Origin of the sequence: Streptomyces atratus (genome assembly GCF_900119365.1) — a bacterium.
GTDB classification, from domain to species: domain Bacteria; phylum Actinomycetota; class Actinomycetes; order Streptomycetales; family Streptomycetaceae; genus Streptomyces; species Streptomyces atratus_B.
Window position 1 is genome coordinate 211972 of record NZ_FPJO01000002.1, and the last position, 18609, is coordinate 230580.

Consider the following 18609-nt stretch of genomic DNA (forward strand, 5'->3'; position numbering starts at 1 on the left):
CCCCCTCTCATTCCGAGATACCAGGTCCGACCCGCGAGACAATTTCGTCCCAGTACCTGGGCAGCGCCGCGAATGGGTCTGTTTGTCCGTGTTGGCCGTCTCGGTCCGTGAAGAAGATCGTGCCCGCGCCCTGCCAGCGGGCTATGCGCATGGCCTCATCGAGATGGGTACGCGGAATGCCGTGGACGAAGTGCGCGAACCGCTCCGGCGGATAGGAGGCGGTCCACTCCGCCACCTGCGACCAGCGGTATTCGGTCCATGGCCCGTTGAAGGTGACCAGCTGGTCGGCGGCCTCGGCGTAGCCGGGGTACGGATGGGTGCCCAGGCCCAGCACCAGCGGCCCGCTCCCCTCCCCGTACGGGCGGTCGCCGTCGCCGTCGCCGTCGCCGTCGCCGTCGCCGTCGCCGTCGCCGTCGCCGTCGAGGAGCGTCGTGAGGGTGCTGGTGAGCCGGCGCACCGCCGGGAGGTGGGCGCGCTCGGCCGGGCAGCGGCCGAGATAGAAGCCGTCGACGCGGTACCAGTCGAGGAACGACTGTGCGTCGGCGATCAGTTCCCCGAAGGGGCGGCTGCCGAAGGCCAGGTCGAGATGGCCGAGCAGCCGGCCGCCCGCCGCCCGTACCGAGTCCTGCGGATCGTCGCCGTGCAGGGCCCGCTCGCGCGCGTTGCGGAGCCGGCCCGCGGCTTCCAGGCAGTGCGGGTCGGGGCGGGCGCCGGGACCGTTGTCGATGTTGAGGACGGCCCAGTGCAGCGGGGTGCCGGGGCGGGCCAGCTCGGCCCATTCGGCCGGCGCGAGCAGCGGGTGCGCGTAGCCGGGTACACCGAAGCCGAACTGCTCGGCGCCGCTGGTCCGGCGGGCCGTGCCGGTGCTGGTCAGATACGGCATGCCGCCTCCATCCAGATGTCGGCGAGGGACTCCTCCAGATTGATCCGGGGGCGCCAGCCGAGCCGGTCCCGGGCGGTGCGGACGTCGGCCTGCTGCCAGGCGCCGCAGCCGTCCGGGTAGGGGGACGGGGTCGCCGAGAGGTGTTCGATGACCGACTCGGTCGAGGTGCGCGGGGCACCGATGGGCAGCCGGGGCGGGGGGGCGTCGAGCTCGTGGAGTGCGCCCGCGTATCCGGCGACCCTGGCGAGGACGGCGGCCGCGTCCCGGAGCCGCACGGCGCGGCCGGTGCCGATGTTGACGACGCCCTGGGCGGCGGAGAGCGAGGCGGCGTGCACGGCGCGCGCGACGTCGCGTACGTCCACGAAGTCGCGCTGCACACCGAGGCCGCTGAGCTTCAGCTCGCCGTCGCCGGACTGCATGGCCCGGCGCATCGCCTCGGCGAGCCTGCCGAGCGGGGAACCGGCCGGGGTGCCCGGACCGACCGGGGAGAAGACCCGCAGCACCACCGCGTCGAGGCCCGAGCCGAGGACGAGTTCGGTGGCGGCGAGCTTGCTGACGCCGTACGGGCCTCCGGGGCGTGGGATCGCGTCCTCGGCGGTGGAGGAGCCGGGCTGCGAGGGCCCGTACTCCGACGAGCAGCCGACCTGGACGAGCCGGGCCGTACAGCCGCTGCGCCGCATCGCCTCGCAGACCGTGGCGACGGCGACGGTGTTGTGACGGGTCAGATCGCGGGCCCCGCCGCGGGTGGCGCCCGCGCAGTTGACGACGACTCCGGGGTGGACGGCGTCCAGGAAGCGGGTCAGCGCGCCGGGGCTGCCGCTGGCGAGGTCGAACCGTACGTCGGCGTCGTCGCCGCGGCCGAGCGCCGTGAGGTGCACGGCGGGGTCGGCGAGCAGGCGGTCGGCCACGAACCGGCCGAGGAATCCGTTGGCTCCGAGCAGCAGCACCCTCATCGCGCGCCCCCTCGGCGCCGACGGCGAGCTGCCGGTGAAGGGGATTGGGGGGTCATGTCCGGTGTCTCCTTGAGGAAGTGAGTGCAGTTGCGGGCAATGACCCGCGGCGTCGGCTCCGCGGGGCGTGCGATGGCAGTGGTACGGCTGTGGTGGTTACGCGGCGGCCGGGCCTTCATCGCCCGGCCGGGCGGTGGTGTGGGCGGATGCCCTGGAGAGGACGACGGTGGCGGCGACCAGCAGTCCCAGGGCGGAGGCACCGCAGGCGAGGGCGGGTACGGATCCGGTGCCGGACGCCATGACGAGGGCGTCGACGGGGCGGGTGAGGAAGTGCAGACCGGGCAGCCGCCCGGCGAGGACCAGCGCGGGCGCCAGGGCCTCGACCACGCAGGCGACGGCCAGCCCTCCGGCGGCGAGTTCGGGGAACCCGTGCACGGTCAGCAGCCGGGCGATCAGGAGCAGTACCCCGAGCGCGGCCGCCCCCACGAACGCTCCGCCGCCCCCGTACCCCAGATGCGCGAGGTACAGCAGTCCGGCGAGGGCGCACAGATGGAGTGCGACGGCCCCGAACAGCAGGGGGCGCACCCCTGCGGCGAACTCCTCCAGTGCGCGGCTGCCGTTGAGTTTGCGGTGGGCGTGTACGGAGAAGAGGTGGGCGCACCAGGTGGCCGGGGCGAGCGAGAGGGCCAGGCCCAGCAGCGGTGCGGGGGTGATCGCCCAGGGGCCTTCGGGGCCGCCGCTGAGCACCTGGTCGAGCAGCGGTTCGCCGTACAGGACATAGCCGAGGAGCCAGCAGCCGTACACCTTGGCCGCGCCCGATGAGCGGCCTTCGGCGTGCAGGGGGCCGCTGCGCAGGCTGACCAGGAGCCCGATGAGCGCGAGGAGCGCCCCGGCGAGGGCGATCGCGATCCGTGCCCGGCCGTCGAGCGCTCCCTCGGTGAGCCCGAGTGCGCCGACGGTCGCGATGCAGGCGGCGCCCGGCAGCAGCGCGCGGAGCGACCAGGCGGCGCGGGTCGCGATGTCACGCTCCGGCACGTCGGGCCCTGTCGCGGAGTCCGCCGCCACACCGGGCACCCGGGCGAAGAGTTCCTCGGCGAGCGAGAAGACGTCGCGGTGCCGGTAGCGGGCGGCGGTGCGGTCGGTGACGCCATGGGCTTCGAGCCCGGCGGCGACCTCCAGCGGATCGACGGCCCGCTCGCACAGCTCGCGGTGCCGGTGCATCAGCGATTTCACGGGGTCGGCGGGGCCCCGGCGCGCGGCACTGGGCCGGCGCGCCGGGGTGGGGCGCGTGATCTCGGGGGCGCGGGAGGGCTCGTGCGTACCGGAGGGCTCGTGCGTGCCGGAGGGCTCGTGCGTGCCGGAGGGCTCGTGCGTGCCGGAGGGTTCGTGGGTGCCGGGCTTCCCGCTCGTCCCGGAGGGCTCGCGCACCCCGGAGGGCTCGCGCGCCTCGGAGGGCTCGTGCGTGCCGGAGGTCTCGGAGACCAGGGCCCGGGAGCGGAGGTCCCAGCTTCCGCCGGTGGTCGGTGTGGCGGGTGCGTCGGACACCTCGGTCGGGCCGCCCATGGTGATTCCTCCGTGATCGTCGCCGGCCGTCTCGGACCGCCCCGGTCCGCCCCGGCCCGGCCCGGCCGTCTCGTGCCCCTGTTCACGCATCTCCGCCACCCGCTCCCCGCGCTCCCGCGCAGACGGCCCGGGGCCCGGCGGCCCAGCTGGGCCTGCGGTCGGCCGTGGCCGCCGGGCCTGGGCCCGAGGCCGTCCACGGGCCCAGGACGTGCGCCTCCGGCGGGGTGGCGAACGGGCGCGGTTCGCCGTCGGCGTCCACCGCTTCGGCCTCCCTGCGCGCCGGGGCGTGCGAAATCAGCTCCAGGTAGATGCCGCGAAATGCCGCGAGGTTCTGTTCGACGGTGAAGAGTTCGAGTGCGCGGGCGCGCGCCGCCGCTCCGAGCCGTGCGCGGCGCTCGGGGTCCCGCAGCAGCGCGAGACAGGCGTCGGCCAGCGCCCTGGGGTTGCGCGGGGGCACCACGAGCCCGGTGCCGCCGATGACCTCGACGACCGCGCCGACGTCCGTCGACACCGTGGCCCGGCCGCAGAACATCGCCTCGACGAGCCCGACCGGAAAGCCCTCGACCACGCTGGACAGGACGACGACCCCGCCCGCCGCGTAGGCGTCCGGCAGATCGGCCACCTCGGCTCCGCCGATCTCCTCGAAGGAGACCGGGTTGTCGCCGACGGCATGGGCGTCCGTGGCCTCGTCGGGGAAGAGCTGGGCGGCGAGGGCCTGGCAGTGCGCGAGATACGTGGCGCCTTCGGGGCCCGGGGCAGGGGCTCCGATGATCCTCAGCCGGGCGTCCGGTTCGGCCTTCCGTACCTCCGCGAAGGCATGCAGCAGTGCGATCAGGTCCTTGGCGGGCTCGATCCGGCCGACCCAGACCAGGGTGTCGTCGGGGCCGCTGTCGCCGCTCTCCCCCAGCGCCGTGAAGCGGCCGGACTCCATGCCGGGGTGGACGGTGCGCAGCTTGCCGCGTTCGGCGCCGCACCTTTCCTGCCAGCGGCGGGCATGGGTGTTGCCGGGGGTGACGATCGCGGCCTGCCGGTACACCTCGGTGGCGAGCCGCCCGTGGAAGTTGGCGAGCAGGGCGCGCACCGGCGCGTTCCGCGGGGCGCCGGTCGCCGCGAGGTAGTGCGCCCGCAGCTGCGCGCCGTGCTCGGTGACCAGCAGCGGCACCCCGAAGAAGCGTTTGGCCAGCAGCCCCGGCAGAGCGGCGGGCCCGCCGGACGTCGCATGACAGAGATCGACCGCGCCGAGGCCCTCCTCGTCGTACCAGTCGAGCGAGAGCGGGCGGAGCACCCGGTCGAGCTCCCGGGCGAAGGCGAGGAGGTCGGGGACGGCGGCGGTCTGGACGGTGCGCCCGGTGCCCGGGGCGCGGCAGGCCGCTTCGAGCAGCCGCACAGCGGTTTCGGAGCGGAGGGCCGCGGCGAGTCCGCCGTGCTCGCGGGCCAGTTCGGCGAGTCCGTACAGGCCGTCCGTGAACTGCGCGTCCGCGGCGGACGTACGCCCTTCGCCGCTTTCACCCGCATCCTCACCGCTCCCCGCATCCTCACCGCTCCCCGCGCCCGCTGCGCAGACCGAGGCCGCGAGAGCCGCGAAGTGCTCCGCGAAGCGCCGCCGTTCGCGCCGCCCGTACGAGCGGGTGCCCCCGCCCGTCACCATCCGGGCCAGCAGTCCCTTGGGGGCCCGGGTGCCCAGAACGTCCTCGTCGGCCGTCCACAGCGGTGCCGTCCGCACCCGGCCGACCTGCATCGGGAGCTCGACCCAGCCCTGCGCCTCCTGTTCGGCGGAGCGGCTGAGCGCGAAGAGATCGAACTCGTGCTGCGCGAGCCCGCGCACCAGACGGTCGCACCAGAGTCTGGACTCACCGGTCGCATACGGATAACCGCCGTCGGTGAGAAGTCCGATCCGCACGAGCACACCCCCGATCTCCCTTGTGGGCGGCCGCCGTTGGAATGGCGGCTCACAGCGGGACGACCGTAAGCGGATACGCCGGTGGTGCGACGGACGGTTGTCCGTCACACCACCGAAAGGGGTGAACCGTCGTAACTTTCCCGCCCCGACAGCGTTCTGTCGCGCTATGGGAGCGATCGGTCACAGAGGGTCAGGCAGCGGCCAGCTCCTTGCGGGCCGCGCGGCGCACCGTCGCCAGCGCCGGGTCGAGTGCGGGAACGGCCGCCAGGAGCTGTTTGGTGTAAGGGTCCCGGGGGTTCCCGTACACCTCGTCCACCTCGCCCTCCTCGACGATCCGGCCCTGCCGCATGACGGCGACCCGGTCGCTGACCTGCCGTACGACGGCGAGGTCGTGCGCGATGAAGACCAGGGCGAGCCCCAGTTCCCGCTGGAGCTCCGCGAGCAGGGCGGTCACCTGGGCCTGGGTCGTCACATCGAGCGCGGAGACGGCCTCGTCGCAGACGATCAGCTCCGGCTCGGCGGCCAGCGCGCGGGCGATCCCGACGCGCTGGCGCTGTCCGCCGCTGAACTCGTGCGGATAGCGGTCGTAACTCTCCGGGGCGAGCCCGACCCGGGTCAGCAGATCCCGTACCCGCGCCCTGATCACCACCTCGTCGCGCTCCCCCGAGGCCCGCAGCGGGTCGGCGACCGACTCACCGATCGAGCGGCGCGGGTTGAGCGAGGAGACGGGGTCCTGGAAGACCATCTGGACCCGGGCGTCGCGGGTGAGCCGGCCCGAGGTGGGTTCCAGCAGTCCGACGAGCATCCGCCCGAGGGTGGTCTTGCCGCTGCCGCTCTCCCCGACGATGCCGAGGGTCTCGCCGCGTCGCACGGTGAGGGAGACCCCGTCGACGGCGGCCAGCGCGCTCTTCCCCCTGCCGAACACCTGCCGGACGTCGACGGCTTCGACGAGCGGGGCGCCCGTGTCGTCCGCCGGCTTCGCGCCCGAGGAGGTCCGCGCCTCCGCCACCCGGGGCACCGCCGCCAGCAGCGCCCGCGTGTACGGCTCGCGCGGGGCCACGAGCACCTCGCTCACCGGCCCCCGTTCCACCGCCCGTCCCGACTGCATGACCAGCACCTCGTCGACCGACTCCGCCGCCACGCCCACGTCGTGCGTGACCAGCAGCAGCCCCATGCCCGTCTCGCGGCGCAGATCGTGCAGCAGGTCCAGGATCTGGGCCTGGACGGTGACGTCCAGGGCGGTCGTCGGCTCGTCGGCGATGAGCAGCTGGGGCTCGCAGGCCAGGGCCATCGCGATCAGCGCCCGCTGCCGCATCCCGCCGGAGAACTCGTGCGGCCTGGACCGGGAGCGCCGCAGCGCGTCGGGGATGCCGACCCGGTCCAGCACCTCCACCGCCCGCGCCCGCGCCGCCCGGCGGGAGGCCCGGTTGTGCACCCGGTACACCTCGGCTATCTGGTCGCCCACCGCGTAGTACGGGTCCAGCGAGGACAGCGGGTCCTGGAAGACCACCGCGGCCTTCGCGCCGCGCAGGGCCCGGAGTTCCGCGTCGTCCGCGGCCGTCACGTCCACTCCGGCGACCCGGATCGAGCCGCCGACCTTCGCGCCGGTCCCCCGGTGCAGTCCGAGCAGGGCGTACGCCGAGGCGCTCTTGCCGGAGCCGGACTCGCCGACCACGCCGAGCGCGCCACCGGCCTCCAGCGAGAACGACAGCCCGTCCACCGCCCGTACCCCGCCGAACGAGATCGAGAGATCCGAGACTTCGACCAGGCTCATGCCAGCACCACCCGTCGGTCGGCCATCGCCTGGAGGATGTCGGCGACGGCATTGGCGAGGACGACGAAGAATCCGGTGACGAGCACCAGACCGACGACCACCGGAAGGTCCACGTGCTTCACGGCGTCGACGAGTTCACGGCCGACCCCCGGAATCCCGAAGAGCGATTCGGTGAGGACGGCGCCGCCGAACATCGAGCCGATGTCCAGTGCGCCGAGCGCGATCACCGGCGCCAGAGCGCCGCGCAGCGCGTGCCGTCCCACGAGCGCCCGTTCGCCGACCCCGTACGCCCTGAAGGTGCGCACATGGTCCTCGGCCAGGGTCTCCAGCATCGAGGCCCGGGTCATCCGGGCGTACGGCGCCGCCGACACCAGGGCCAGTGAGATCCAGGGCAGCAGCAGGTTCCAGGCCCACTGCTCCGGGTCCTCGGTGAGCGGTACGTAGTCCGGGAACGGCAGGATCTGGAGCGCCGTGACCAGGATGATGATCAGCAGCAGTCCGATGACGAAGACCGGTGTCGCCATGCCCGCCAGGGTGATCCAGGTGAGCACGCGCTCGGTCGGCCGGCCGCGCCGCCACACCGAGAGCAGCCCGGTGCCGACCCCGAGCAGCATCCACAGCACGAAGGCGCCGAGGGCGAGCGAGGCGGTGGCCGGGAGCTTGGCCAGGATCAGCTCGGTGACCTGCTGGTCGCTCTGGTACGAGAGCCCCAGGCAGGGCGCCTGGCAGTGCAGCACGCCGGTCCCGGTCGAGTAGTCGCGGCCGGTGAAGAGCCCCTGGAGGAAGTGCGCGTACTGCAGGTACAACGGGTCGCCCAGGTGCAGCTGTTCGCTGACCTGCGCCACCTGCGCGGGCGAGCAGCGCGGACCGCAGGCGATCTGCGCGACGTTGCCGGGGGCGACGTAGAAGGCGGCGTAGACGACGACGCTGAGGGCGAGCAGCACGAAGACCGCCCCGCCGAGGCGTCTGAGCAGGAACCACTTCACGCGTCGGCCTCCTTCTTGCGGCCGGTGCCGATCCGCAGCCGGGACTCGGCGCGCGGGTCGAGCGCGGTGCGTACGCCCTCGCCGAGGACGGTCAGCGCCAGCACGGTGACGAAGAGCAGCAGCGCGGGGATCAGCAGATAGGTGGGCGCCGCCTGGTACCAGGTGTCGGCGTCGCTGAGCATCTGTCCCCAGGACGGCGTGGGCGGCTTGATGCCCACGCCGAGGAAGGACAGGGCCGCCTCGACGACGATGTTCGACGGGAAGAGCAGCACCGCGTAGGTGATGACGGGCGCGGCCAGCGCGGGCAGCAGTTCGCGCCTGGCGATCTGCCAGGAGCCCCAGCCGCTGAGCCGGGCGGCGGCGACGTGGTCGCGCGACTTCAGCGAGAGCGTCTGGGCGCGCACGATCTTCGAGATCCCGGACCAGCCGACCAGGCCGATGATCACCGCGATCAGGACCGGGCGGGGGAAGCTCGTGGGTACGACGGCGAGCGCGCCGAGCGCGATCACCATGACGGGCAGCGCGACCACGACATCGGTGACCCGGCTGAGCGCCTGGTCGACGAAGCGGTTGCCGAGCCCGGCCGCGAGCCCGATGCCGACGCCGATGAGCACCTGGAGCAGGGTGGCGGCGAGCGCGACGCCGAGCGAGACCCGTGCCCCGTGGACGACGCGGGCGAACAGGTCGCGCCCGGTGAGCGGTTCGACGCCGAGCCAGTGCTCGGCGCTGATCCCGCCGAAGGAGCCGACCGGCACCCCGCCGGTGGCGGAGTCGACGAGATCGGGGTGGTACGTGGTGGGGTCCTGGCCCTCGATGCCCGCGAGCAGCGGTGCGGCGAGCGCGACCAGGACCAGCAGGGCGACGATCGCGGCTGCCACGAGGGCCGCGCGCCGGGCGCGCAGCCGCCGCCAGAACGGACTGGCCCCGGAGGCGGGGGCCAGGACGGCCCCCGCCTCCTCGGCCGGAATTGCTTCTGCCATGGCTACTTGACCGCGACCTGCGAGATGTCGAGCACGCCGGTCCAGTCGCTGATCACGACGTTCTTGACGGCCTCGCCGTACAGGCGCTTGTAGACCGGGTGGAACAGAGGCACGGTCAGTGCCTGCTCACCGACCTTCTTGTCGAGCGCACCCCAGCGCTTCGCGGCGGAGTCCAGGTCGGTCAGCTTGTTGATCTCGTCGATCTCCTTGTTGACCGCGGGGTCGTTCAGCTGGCCGGAGTTGAAGTTGTAGCCGGACTTGACGATCTGGCGCCCGTCGAAGACCGGCGCGAAGAACGGGCCGCCGGACGGCCAGTCGGCGCCCCAGCCGCCGAGGAAGAAGCCGGGCTCGCTCTTCACGTTGTAGACCGTGTCGGAGTAGTCGTTGGACTCCAGGCCCTGGAGCTTGACGGTGATTCCGGCCTTCTTCAGCGCCTCCTGGAGCGCGGTGGCGATCTCCGGGCTGGTGGCGAAGTCCTTGTCGTTGGAGTGCGTGAGGGTGACGGTCAGCCCCTTGGGGTAGCCGGCCTCCTTCAGCAGCTCCTTCGCCTTGGCCGGGTCGCCGTTCTTCCCGGCCGGGAAGTGGTCGTACGGCGTGTAGCCGAAGGCCGCCTGGTCGGGGAGGAAGGTGGTGGCGGGCTCGGCGAGCGAGGAGCCGCCGGCCGCGTTGACCACGGAGGAGCGGTCGACGGCGTACGAGATCGCCTGACGCACCTTCGGGTTGTCGAACGGCTTCACCTTCGGGTTGAAGGCGATGTAGTTGGTGTAGCCGAAGTGTCCGGTGCCGACACGGGCGGCGAGCTTCTTGTCGCCGGTGACCTTGGCGAGCTCGGCCGGGCCCAGGTTGGTGTCGGTGGTGACGGCGGCGGCGTCGGCGCCCTGCGAGGCGGACAGCCGCTGGTTGATGACGGCGGAGTCGATTCCGGAGCGCACATCGATCCGGTCGGGGTAGGCCTTGCGCTCCTCGTCGGTCGCCGCCGACCAGTGCGGGTTGCGCTCCAGGATCAGGCGCTCGCCGTCGCCCTCGTTCTTCACGACCTTGTACGGGCCCGAGGAGATCGGGTGCTCCTCGTACTTGGTGCCGGTGTCCTTGGCCTTGGGCACCGGGGTGGTCTGGGTCTGCGTGGCCAGGAAGGGGAATTCGCCCTCCGGCTTGTCGAGGTGGAAGACGATCGTCTTCGCGTCGGGCGTCTCGATCGAGTCGAGGCCCTTCTTGTCCTTGTACGGGCCCTGGTAGTCCGCGCCGCCGATCAGCCAGTCGCGCAGATAGGGGGCGCCGCCGGAGAGTTCGGCGGCGAAGGAGCGCTCGATGCCGTACTTGATGTCGGCACTGGTGATCGCGGTGCCGTCCTCGTACTTCAGCCCGTCCTTGAGGGTGTACGTCCACACGGTGGCGTTCTTGCTGGGCGTGCCCAGGTCGGTCGCGAGGTCGGGGACGGCCTTCGCGCCGGCGGCGCCGTCCTCCCGGTTGCGGGTGGTGAGCGTGCGGAAGACCAGGGACGGGACGTTGCCGCCGCCGGAGGTGTAGAGCCGCGCGGGGTCGAAGTCCTCCTGCGGCTTGCTGTTGAGGACGGTGAGCGTGCCGCCCTTCTCCGGCTTGCCCGCAGCGCCGGAGCCGCTATCGCCGCCCTTGTTGTCCTTGGGCCCGCAGGCCGCGGCACCCGCGGCCACGACGAGTACTGCGGTGGCCGCTGCCACGCGGCGCGATATGACGGACGGTTGACGCATCGGAAGGTGACCTCTCGGGTGTACTGCCTGGGGAAAAGAGACGGAAGGATTTCCGCGCGGGCAGCGGCGAGAGCGAGTGCACACAGCCGGTCGACGGTGGGAGAAGTCGACCGGAAACACCGGACTGCCGCGCCTGCGGACGGAAGACGCCCGGGCGCGGCGGTCAGGCGTGGCGGCCCCGGCCCCTCAGGGATCGGACCGCGGGCGGACGCGCGCTCGGGCAGGCGTCAGCAACAGTCGATGTCGGCGACACTGTGCCCGGTCACACCGATGAGCGCCAGTTCTATGACTGCGCGATCGGGGAGGACGGGGCCGTGTGACATGCCGAGAAATATGGATCACCGCCCAGGGGATGTCAACGCGAATTGAGACAGTGATCTCACCATGCGGACACGGTATGGGCATACCTACGCCGGTTCCACGTACGGCCACGGGGCCCGGCATGCCGAAGGAGCGGGCCCGTCACACCCGTGGGCCCGCCCCGTTCCGACTCAACTGGGTGGATACACCCAGGCGTTGGGACGGCACTTGATTCCGCCGACGTTCAGCGACTTGGTCTGCTGCTGCATCACCGGAGCGAGGGCCCCGCGCGTGCCGCAGCTCACATGGTCGTGACCCAGCCGGTGACCGACCTCATGGTTGATCAGCATCTGGCGGTAGGCGAAGAGTTTGTCCGGTCCGAAGGTCGACGAGCCCTGGGCCCAGCGGTAGGCGTTGATCATCACGCGCTCCGTCGCCGCGGAGTCGCAGCTGACGTTGTCCACCGTCGTGTCCAGCCCCGACTTCGCGCACCATTCGCCGGTCGTCCCGGGGCTGGCCAGGGTGATCACGAAATCGGGGTCGTCGGCGGAGACCCGCTCGAACGTCATCGCCCCGTCGTGCGCCCAGCTGCGGTCGTCGTTGAGCGTCTCCTGGACGGCCCTGGCGAAGAGCGCGGTGTCGAGACCGAGCCCCTTCTCGACATCGATCCGGTAGCGGTACTTGTGCCCCCGGCCCGGGGCCTTCGCCGCCCCCGGGATCGTCTCGAACTTTCCGGACGCCTTCAGTTCCGGGGCAAACGGATAGGCCTTGGCCATCTTCTGGGCGTACGAGAGCGGCTTGGCCCGCACCGCCTCGGGGGTCGGGCGGTCGTCCGAACGGGAGGCGCCGTCGGGGCCGCGGCGGTCGACGCCCGAGGGCTGTGCGGCGGTGGTCCCGCCACCGTTGTCCTGAGTGACCTGTCCGGCCACCACCACCGCGAGGACCGTGGTCACCGCGGCGGCCGCGATCCCGGTGAAGGTGCGGCCCTTGGCGCCCTTGCCCGGCGCCGGGCCGTCGCTGCCGCCGGGCGGCTGCTCGTCCCGCTCGCCGACCGGGGCGCGCGGATCGGCGGGGCGGGCCGGCGGGACGGAAGGCCCGCGCGGTGCGGGCGGGGTGTCGAATGCCTCGACGAAATCGCGCCGCGGCCCCGGTATCAGCGGCCGGGTGCCGGACTGCTGCCGCCGGGGCGCCGCCTGCGGCTGCGGGCCCGTTCCCCAACCGCCGCCGGGTTCGTGCTGTTCGGGGTGGCCGCCGCGGACGTGTCCGGCCTGCTGGAAGGGCGTGTGCCCGTCGGGACCGGCCGGTGCGTCCGCCTGCCTGCGGCGCCGTCCGGAGCCGGGGCCCGGCCGGGCGCCCGCGCGATCGCCGCCTGCGTCCGCGGTGGCGGTCTCGATGTCGGGCCCCGAGGGTTTGGGGCCCTTTCGACTATGTCGTCCCACGCCCCGGATCAGCTCCCGCCGCGTTCGTCGAGCAGTTCCCGGAAGGCCTGGGCGACCGCCTCCGGGTACTCCATCATCGCCACGTGCCCCGCGTCGGGCAGGGTCAGCAGCCGTGAATCGCGGAAGGCCGCGGACGCCTTGCGCGCCATCCGGTACGAGACGAGCTGGTCCCGTCCGCCGTACACGAGCTGGGTCGGTGCGAGCACCCGCTCGGCCTGGCGCCACAGTCCGTGCTGCCCGCCGAGCGTGTACGCATCGACAATGCCACGTGCCGAGCGTGCCATCGCGTCCCAGAAGTACGGCAGCCCCATCCGGCGCTCCATTTCGGCCACCGCTTCGCGGAAGCCCGCCTCGGAGACGCGCCCCGGATCGCCGTAGCAGAGCGCCATCACGCCGCAGGTGCGGTCCTCCGCGGACCAGTCACTGGTCATCCGGGCGAACAGGCCGGCGACGCCGGGCACGGCGAGCAGCCCCGTCGGCAGGGCCGAGCGCTGCACCCGGATCTCGGGGAGCGCGGGCGAGACGAGGGTGAGGGTGCGCACCAGGTCGGGGCGGACCGCGGCGACCCGGGTGGCCACGGCCCCGCCGAGCGAATTGCCGAACAGGTGCACCGGACCGCGCTCCTCGGCATCGAGGAAACGGATCACGGCGCGGGCGTGCCCGGTGACCGAGTAATTCCCGTCGTCCGGCGGCGGCGAGTCACCGAAGCCGGGCAGATCGACCGCCTCGCCGTCCACCACGTCCTGGAGCAGCGGCATGAGCGCCGACCAGTTCTGCGAGGAGCCGCCGAGCCCGTGCACATAGAGCGCGGGCGGCAGCCCGGTCCGCTCCGGCGGCCGGGAGCGGACGCTCAGCGTCAGCCCGGGCAGCCCGACGGAGCGCAGCTCCTCCCCCTCCGCGACCCGGACGGCGCTCACCGCCGGGGACACCGCGGCGGCGACGGCACGGACTCCCGGCAGCTCGGTCGAAGACATGCGGCAATGTTACGAGACGATCACACCCCGATTCATGTGTTCGCCGTCACAGACCGCATAGCGGCCTGCGGACGCAGCTCCTACGCTCGAAGCAAGGAAGGGAGTCACCATGACGGTCGACCCCAGCGACCCGGAGACCTTCGAGGACATCCAGCCGGACGAACCGGACCAGGAGACGCCCCGGGCGGACGCCGCCGAGCAGCGGGCCGATCTCCAGCAGGAGCACGACGAACCGCTCACGGACATAGACCGGGACAGCGCCAACGAGGCCGATGCGGCGGAACAGGCCCGCGTCGTGACACAGAATGAGGACGATTACCGCTGATACAAACTGCTTTGTCCCGGTGGCCGAGGAACCAGTGGCTACCGCAGCCGTCCGGTCCATGAAATTCTGCGTCCGCGCCGCGCACACCCGGGTTACCCAAAAGTACGATGGCTGTATGGCGCAGCGTGCACGGAAAAGCTGTGTCCGATCACAAATTTGGGAGGCGGCGTGACAGCCATCGAGCAGACCGAGGCGGCGCGCCCGCGAGGCACTCGCCTGCCTCGCCGCGCCCGACGCAATCAGCTGCTGGGCGCCGCGCAGGAAGTCTTTGTGGCGCAGGGCTACCACTCCGCCGCGATGGACGACATCGCCGAGCGGGCCGGGGTCAGCAAGCCGGTGCTCTACCAGCACTTCCCGGGAAAGCTGGAGCTCTACCTGGCCCTTCTCGACCAGCACTGCGAGTCGCTTCTCCAGGCGGTCCGCACGGCCCTGGCCTCGACCACCGACAACAAGCTCCGGGTCGCCGCGACGATGGACGCGTACTTCGCGTACGTCGAGGACGAGGGCGGCGCCTTCCGGCTGGTCTTCGAGTCCGACCTGACCAACGAGCCCGCGGTGCGCGAGCGCGTCGACCGGGTGTCGCTGCAGTGCGCGGAGGCGATCTCCGACGTCATCGCCGGTGACACGGGACTGTCCAAGGACGAGTCCATGCTGCTCGCGGTCGGCCTGGGCGGTGTCTCCCAGGTGGTCGCCCGCTACTGGCTCTCCAGCCGGTCCGCCATTCCGCGGGACACGGCGGTCCAGCTGCTCACCTCCCTGGCCTGGCGGGGCATCGCGGGCTTCCCGCTGCACGGCATCGATCAGCACTGACCGGTCCGCCCTGCGCGTCCGCCGTCCGTGTTCGCTGCGGGCGTTGCCCACCGACCACTGGCGGCCCCCCTCAGCGGGCTAATGTGTGCTGCGTACGGCGCGGCTCACCGCGCAGGGACTGACCGTCGGAGGGACATAGCCGTGGAGGTCAAGATCGGGGTGCAGCACACACCCCGGGAGATCGTTCTGGAGAGCGGGCTTTCCGCCGAAGAGGTCGAGAGCACCGTCGCGGAGGCTCTCACCGGTAAGGCGCAGCTGCTCAGCCTCACGGACGAAAAGGGCCGCAAGGTCCTGGTGCCGGCCGACCGGATCGCTTACGTGGAGATCGGCGAGCCCAGCACGCGTCGTGTGGGGTTCGGCGCGCTGTAGGCAGCACGCTCCGAGCAGTGACCGTGGCAGCGGCCCGGTGGGAAGTCCCACCGGGCCGCTGCCCGTCGCTGTTCCTGGTGATTCCTGTGCGAACCCTGCGCCGAGGAGGGTTGCATTCCGCGACCGGCGGGTAGTACCGCTAACGACCGATTCAGGTCAGGCCCTACCCGCCCCGCAACTCGCGAGGTGATCTTCTGTGATCCTGGAACCACTCGGCTCCGTCGTGCTCGGACTCGCGCTCGCCTGGGCGGCGCTCCGCTCCCTGCCGCACCGGCTCCCGTCCCGCCGTGTCGTCTTCACCACCGGTGCCCTGGGAGCCCTGTTCGGCGCATTCCTCATGCACTCGGTGCTGGGTCCGGGCCATGTCGTGGCCACGCTGGTCGGCGCGGCGCTGATCGGGTCCGTGACGCTCTCGCTGCTGGTCCGCCCGCTGAGCCGATCAGCGGCGGCCTGAGGCCGGCCCGGCGGACCGGCCCCCCGGTGAGCCTGCTACGCGGCCAGTCCCAGCGCGGCCATGCGCTTGGTGTGCGCCTCGGTGATCCGCGAGAACATCCGCCCGACCTCCGCCAGGTCGAAGCCGTCCGCCACACCGCCGACGAGCATCGTCGACAGCGCGTCGCGGTCGGCCACCACCCGCTGCGCCTGGGAGAGCGCCTCGCCCATCAGCCGGCGGGCCCACAGCGCGAGCCGGCCGCCGACGCGCGGGTCGGCCTCGATCGCGGCGCGCACCTTCTCGACGGCGAAGTTCCCGTGCCCGGTGTCGTCGAGCACGGCGAGGACCAGGGAGCGGGTGTCCGAGTCGAGCCGGACCGCGACCTCGCGGTAGAAGTCACTGGCGATCGAGTCGCCGACGTACGCCTTGACCAGGCCCTCCAGCCAGTCCGACGGCGCGGTCTGGCGGTGGAAGTCGTCGAGCGCCTTGGCGAACGGCTCCATCGCACTGGTCGGCTCCACCTCGATCGCGGTCAGCCGGTCGGTGAGCCGCTCGAAGTGATGGAATTCGGCGGAGGCCATCTTTGCCAGCTCCGCCTTGTCCGCCAGCGTCGGCGCGAGTTTGGCGTCCTCGGCGAGCCGCTCGAAGGCTGCCAGCTCCCCGTACGCGAGTGCTCCCAGCAGGTCCACGACCGCTGCCCGGTACTGCGGCTCCACCGACGCGGTGGCCCAGTCCTGGGCGGCGATACCGGTGGGTTCAGGGGTTTCAGTGGCGTTGTCAGGCGTCTCCATGAAGCGCAGAATAGCCCGCCCGGCGGGGGACGGAAGGGCCTGGCCGGCCAGTGGCATCACACCGTTCCAATGAATTCGCCCAACACACATGCGCGAATCCGGGGTACAGTGGTATTGCGCCTACTGAGTATTTTGGACGTACCGGTGGCGTGAAAATGGTGAAAACGAATGAGGATGCCCGGTCGGTGGCCCGATCGGCTCCGACCCGACAGCCCTCCACGCGGGTCGTACGACACGTACGACCGCAGATGAGGGGCCCCCTCAGCGGCACGAGCGCTCGAGCGACGGCAGTGGTCCCGCGCCACCCGGCCCATCCACGGCCGGATGACCAACCCCGGCACGGTACGACCCCCAGCGTTCGCCTCGGACCGCGTCTCACAGAAGAGGCAGCACCCTGACTACGTTTCGTGAACTCGGGATTCTTCCCGAGACGGCCGAGGCCCTTGAAGCCGTCGGCATTGTGTCCCCGTTCCCCATCCAGGAGATGACGCTCCCCGTCGCGCTCTCCGGCTCCGATGTCATCGGCCAGGCCAAGACCGGCACCGGCAAGACCCTCGGTTTCGGTCTGCCGCTGCTGGAGCGCGTCACCGTCCCCGCGGACGTCGAGGCGGGCCGGGCCCGGCCCGAGGAGCTGACCGAGGCGCCGCAGGCGCTCGTCGTCGTCCCCACCCGTGAACTCTGCCAGCAGGTCACCAACGACCTGCTCACCGCCGGCAAGGTGCGCAATGTCCGCGTTCTCGCGATCTACGGCGGCCGGGCGTACGAGCCGCAGGTCGAGGCCCTGAAGAAGGGTGTCGACGTGATCGTCGGCACCCCGGGCCGGCTGCTCGACCTGGCCGGACAGCGCAAGCTCGACCTCTCGCACGTCCGCGCACTGGTGCTCGACGAGGCCGACGAGATGCTCGACCTGGGCTTCCTGCCCGACGTCGAGAAGATCATCACGATGCTTCCGGCGAAGCGGCAGACGATGCTGTTCTCGGCGACCATGCCGGGCGCCGTCATCGGTCTCGCGCGCCGCTACATGTCGCAGCCGACACACATCCGCGCCACCTCGCCCGACGATGAGGGCGCGACCGTCGCGAACATCTCGCAGCACGTCTACCGGGCCCACTCGATGGACAAGCCGGAGATGGTCTCCCGCATCCTGCAGGCCAACGGCCGCGGACTCGCGATGATCTTCTGCCGCACCAAGCGCACGGCGGCCGACATCGCCGAGCAGCTGGAGAAGCGCGGCTTCGCGTCCGGCGCGGTCCACGGCGACCTCGGCCAGGGCGCCCGCGAGCAGGCGCTGCGCGCCTTCCGCAACGGCAAGGTGGACGTGCTCGTCTGCACCGACGTCGCGGCCCGCGGTATCGATGTCGAGGGTGTGACCCACGTCATCAACTACCAGTCGCCGGAGGACGAGAAGACCTACCTCCACCGCATCGGCCGGACCGGCCGCGCGGGCGCCAACGGCATCGCGATCACGCTGGTCGACTGGGACGACATCCCGCGCTGGCAGCTGATCAACAAGGCGCTCGACCTGAAGTTCAACGACCCGGTCGAGACCTACTCCACCTCGCCGCACCTCTTCGAGGAGCTCGACATCCCGGCCGGCACCAAGGGTGTCCTGCCGCGGGCCGAGCGGACCCGTGCGGGCCTGCGGGCCGAGGAGATCGAGGACCTCGGCGAGACGGGCGGCCGCGGTCGCAAGTCCGCCCCGGCGCCCGCCGACCGCGAGGAGCGCGCACCGCGTACGCCGCGTCAGCGTCGCCGCACCCGGGGCGGCGCCGCCGTCCAGGAGGCGCCCGCCACCACCGCCGCGGTGCCGGCCCCGGCAGCCGAGGCCGCCGACGCCCCGTCGGAGCCGCGTACGCCGCGTCGCCGTCGCCGCACCCGGGTCGGAGCCGCGGACGCCGCGGCCGAGGCCGTGATGAACGCGGTGGAGGCCGTGGTCGAGGTCGAGGTGGCACCGAAGGCCGCCAAGGCCCCGGTCGAGGACGCGCCCGCGGCCGAGACCAAGCCGCGCCGCCGCCGCGCCCGCGTGGTCAAGCCGGTCGAGGACGAGGTCGACTTCCAGATCGCGCCGGTCTCCGAGCCGGTGGCCGAGACGAGGACGGTGACCAAGCCGCGTCGCCGCACCCGCGTCGTCAAGCCGGCCGAGGACGAGGTCGACTTCCAGATCGCGCCGATCTCCGAGCCCGTCCCGGAGACCAAGCCGCGCCGCCGCACCCGTGCGGCCGCCAAGCCGAAGACGGAGGCCGTGGCCGAGACCCCGGCCGCCGAGGGCGAGGCGAAGCCGCGCAGGCGCCGGGCGCCGCGCGCGGCCGCCGCGAAGACCGAGGGCTGAGCGGCCACCGCTCAGCAGCCTGATCCGCCGGACGGGCCCGAGGACATCCTCGGGCCCGTCCGGCGTTCCGGCGCCT

At 72.3% G+C, this 18609-nt stretch carries 17 protein-coding genes; 5 read left to right on the forward strand and 12 right to left on the reverse strand.

Features of this window, described 5'->3' with window-relative positions:
- Positions 1-7: 7 nt before the first annotated feature.
- The 11 genes from BT364_RS05065 to BT364_RS05110 all read right to left on the reverse strand — a co-directional run bounded on the left by BT364_RS05065 (position 8) and on the right by BT364_RS05110 (position 13476).
- Complete coding sequence (locus BT364_RS05065) at positions 8-883, reverse strand: spherulation-specific family 4 protein (RefSeq protein WP_072483871.1); 876 nt, start codon at positions 881-883, stop codon at positions 8-10.
- Complete coding sequence (locus BT364_RS05070; protein ID WP_072483872.1) at positions 871-1836, reverse strand: NAD-dependent epimerase/dehydratase family protein; 966 nt, start codon at positions 1834-1836, stop codon at positions 871-873. The genes BT364_RS05065 and BT364_RS05070 overlap by 13 nt, the downstream gene beginning before the upstream one ends.
- Positions 1837-1989: 153 nt before the next feature.
- Positions 1990-3486, reverse strand: a complete 1497-nt coding sequence (locus BT364_RS05075) for a hypothetical protein (protein ID WP_256259594.1) — start codon at positions 3484-3486, stop codon at positions 1990-1992.
- A complete protein-coding gene (locus tag BT364_RS05080) occupies positions 3479-5296 on the reverse strand; it encodes a glycosyltransferase (protein WP_072484185.1) in 1818 nt (605 codons plus the stop codon). The genes BT364_RS05075 and BT364_RS05080 overlap by 8 nt, the downstream gene beginning before the upstream one ends.
- Before the next feature lie 190 nt (positions 5297-5486).
- The gene (locus BT364_RS05085) at positions 5487-7070 is read right to left on the reverse strand and encodes a dipeptide ABC transporter ATP-binding protein (RefSeq protein ID WP_072483873.1); all 1584 of its coding nucleotides are present in this window, start codon (positions 7068-7070) and stop codon (positions 5487-5489) included.
- Positions 7067-8056 carry an ABC transporter permease gene (locus tag BT364_RS05090; RefSeq protein WP_072483874.1) on the reverse strand — a complete coding sequence of 330 codons (990 nt, stop codon included), beginning with the start codon at positions 8054-8056 and terminating at the stop codon, positions 7067-7069. Before BT364_RS05090 ends, BT364_RS05085 begins: the two co-directional genes overlap by 4 nt.
- On the reverse strand, positions 8053-9036 hold the full coding sequence (locus BT364_RS05095) for an ABC transporter permease (protein ID WP_072483875.1): 984 nt from the start codon (positions 9034-9036) through the stop codon (positions 8053-8055). The genes BT364_RS05090 and BT364_RS05095 overlap by 4 nt, the downstream gene beginning before the upstream one ends.
- A 2-nt stretch (positions 9037-9038) precedes the next feature.
- Entirely contained in the window at positions 9039-10763 is a 1725-nt protein-coding gene (locus BT364_RS05100; protein ID WP_072483876.1) for an ABC transporter substrate-binding protein, read from the reverse strand.
- 227 nt (positions 10764-10990) lie between these two features.
- Positions 10991-11086, reverse strand: a complete 96-nt coding sequence (locus tag BT364_RS44065; protein WP_323138501.1) for an Ms4533A family Cys-rich leader peptide — start codon at positions 11084-11086, stop codon at positions 10991-10993.
- 168 nt (positions 11087-11254) lie between these two features.
- Positions 11255-12502, reverse strand: a complete 1248-nt coding sequence (locus BT364_RS05105) for a DUF3152 domain-containing protein (RefSeq protein WP_072483877.1) — start codon at positions 12500-12502, stop codon at positions 11255-11257.
- An 8-nt stretch (positions 12503-12510) separates the two neighbouring features.
- Entirely contained in the window at positions 12511-13476 is a 966-nt protein-coding gene (locus BT364_RS05110; protein WP_072483878.1) for an alpha/beta fold hydrolase, read from the reverse strand.
- A gap of 109 nt (positions 13477-13585) precedes the next feature.
- On the opposite strand from BT364_RS05110, the gene BT364_RS05115 reads away from it, so the two are divergent.
- The 4 genes from BT364_RS05115 (at position 13586) to BT364_RS05130 (ending at position 15434) form a co-directional block, all read left to right on the forward strand.
- Positions 13586-13801, forward strand: coding sequence for a hypothetical protein (locus tag BT364_RS05115; RefSeq protein WP_072483879.1), 216 nt, complete (start codon positions 13586-13588; stop codon positions 13799-13801).
- A 168-nt stretch (positions 13802-13969) separates the two neighbouring features.
- Positions 13970-14611, forward strand: a complete 642-nt coding sequence (locus BT364_RS05120; RefSeq protein WP_018105511.1) for a TetR/AcrR family transcriptional regulator — start codon at positions 13970-13972, stop codon at positions 14609-14611.
- A gap of 141 nt (positions 14612-14752) precedes the next feature.
- Positions 14753-14980, forward strand: a complete 228-nt coding sequence (locus BT364_RS05125; protein ID WP_218105578.1) for a DUF3107 domain-containing protein — start codon at positions 14753-14755, stop codon at positions 14978-14980.
- Between the two features lie 196 nt (positions 14981-15176).
- A complete protein-coding gene (locus BT364_RS05130) occupies positions 15177-15434 on the forward strand; it encodes a hypothetical protein (protein ID WP_072483881.1) in 258 nt (85 codons plus the stop codon).
- Between the two features lie 35 nt (positions 15435-15469).
- Here BT364_RS05130 and BT364_RS05135 read toward each other — a convergent pair whose 3' ends face one another.
- A complete protein-coding gene (locus tag BT364_RS05135; RefSeq protein WP_072484186.1) occupies positions 15470-16204 on the reverse strand; it encodes a ferritin-like fold-containing protein in 735 nt (244 codons plus the stop codon).
- Positions 16205-16688: 484 nt separating this feature from the next.
- Here BT364_RS05135 and BT364_RS05140 point away from each other — a divergent pair, with 484 nt between their 5' ends.
- A complete protein-coding gene (locus BT364_RS05140) occupies positions 16689-18533 on the forward strand; it encodes a DEAD/DEAH box helicase (RefSeq protein ID WP_072483882.1) in 1845 nt (614 codons plus the stop codon).
- The last annotated feature ends 76 nt before the right edge of the window (positions 18534-18609 follow it).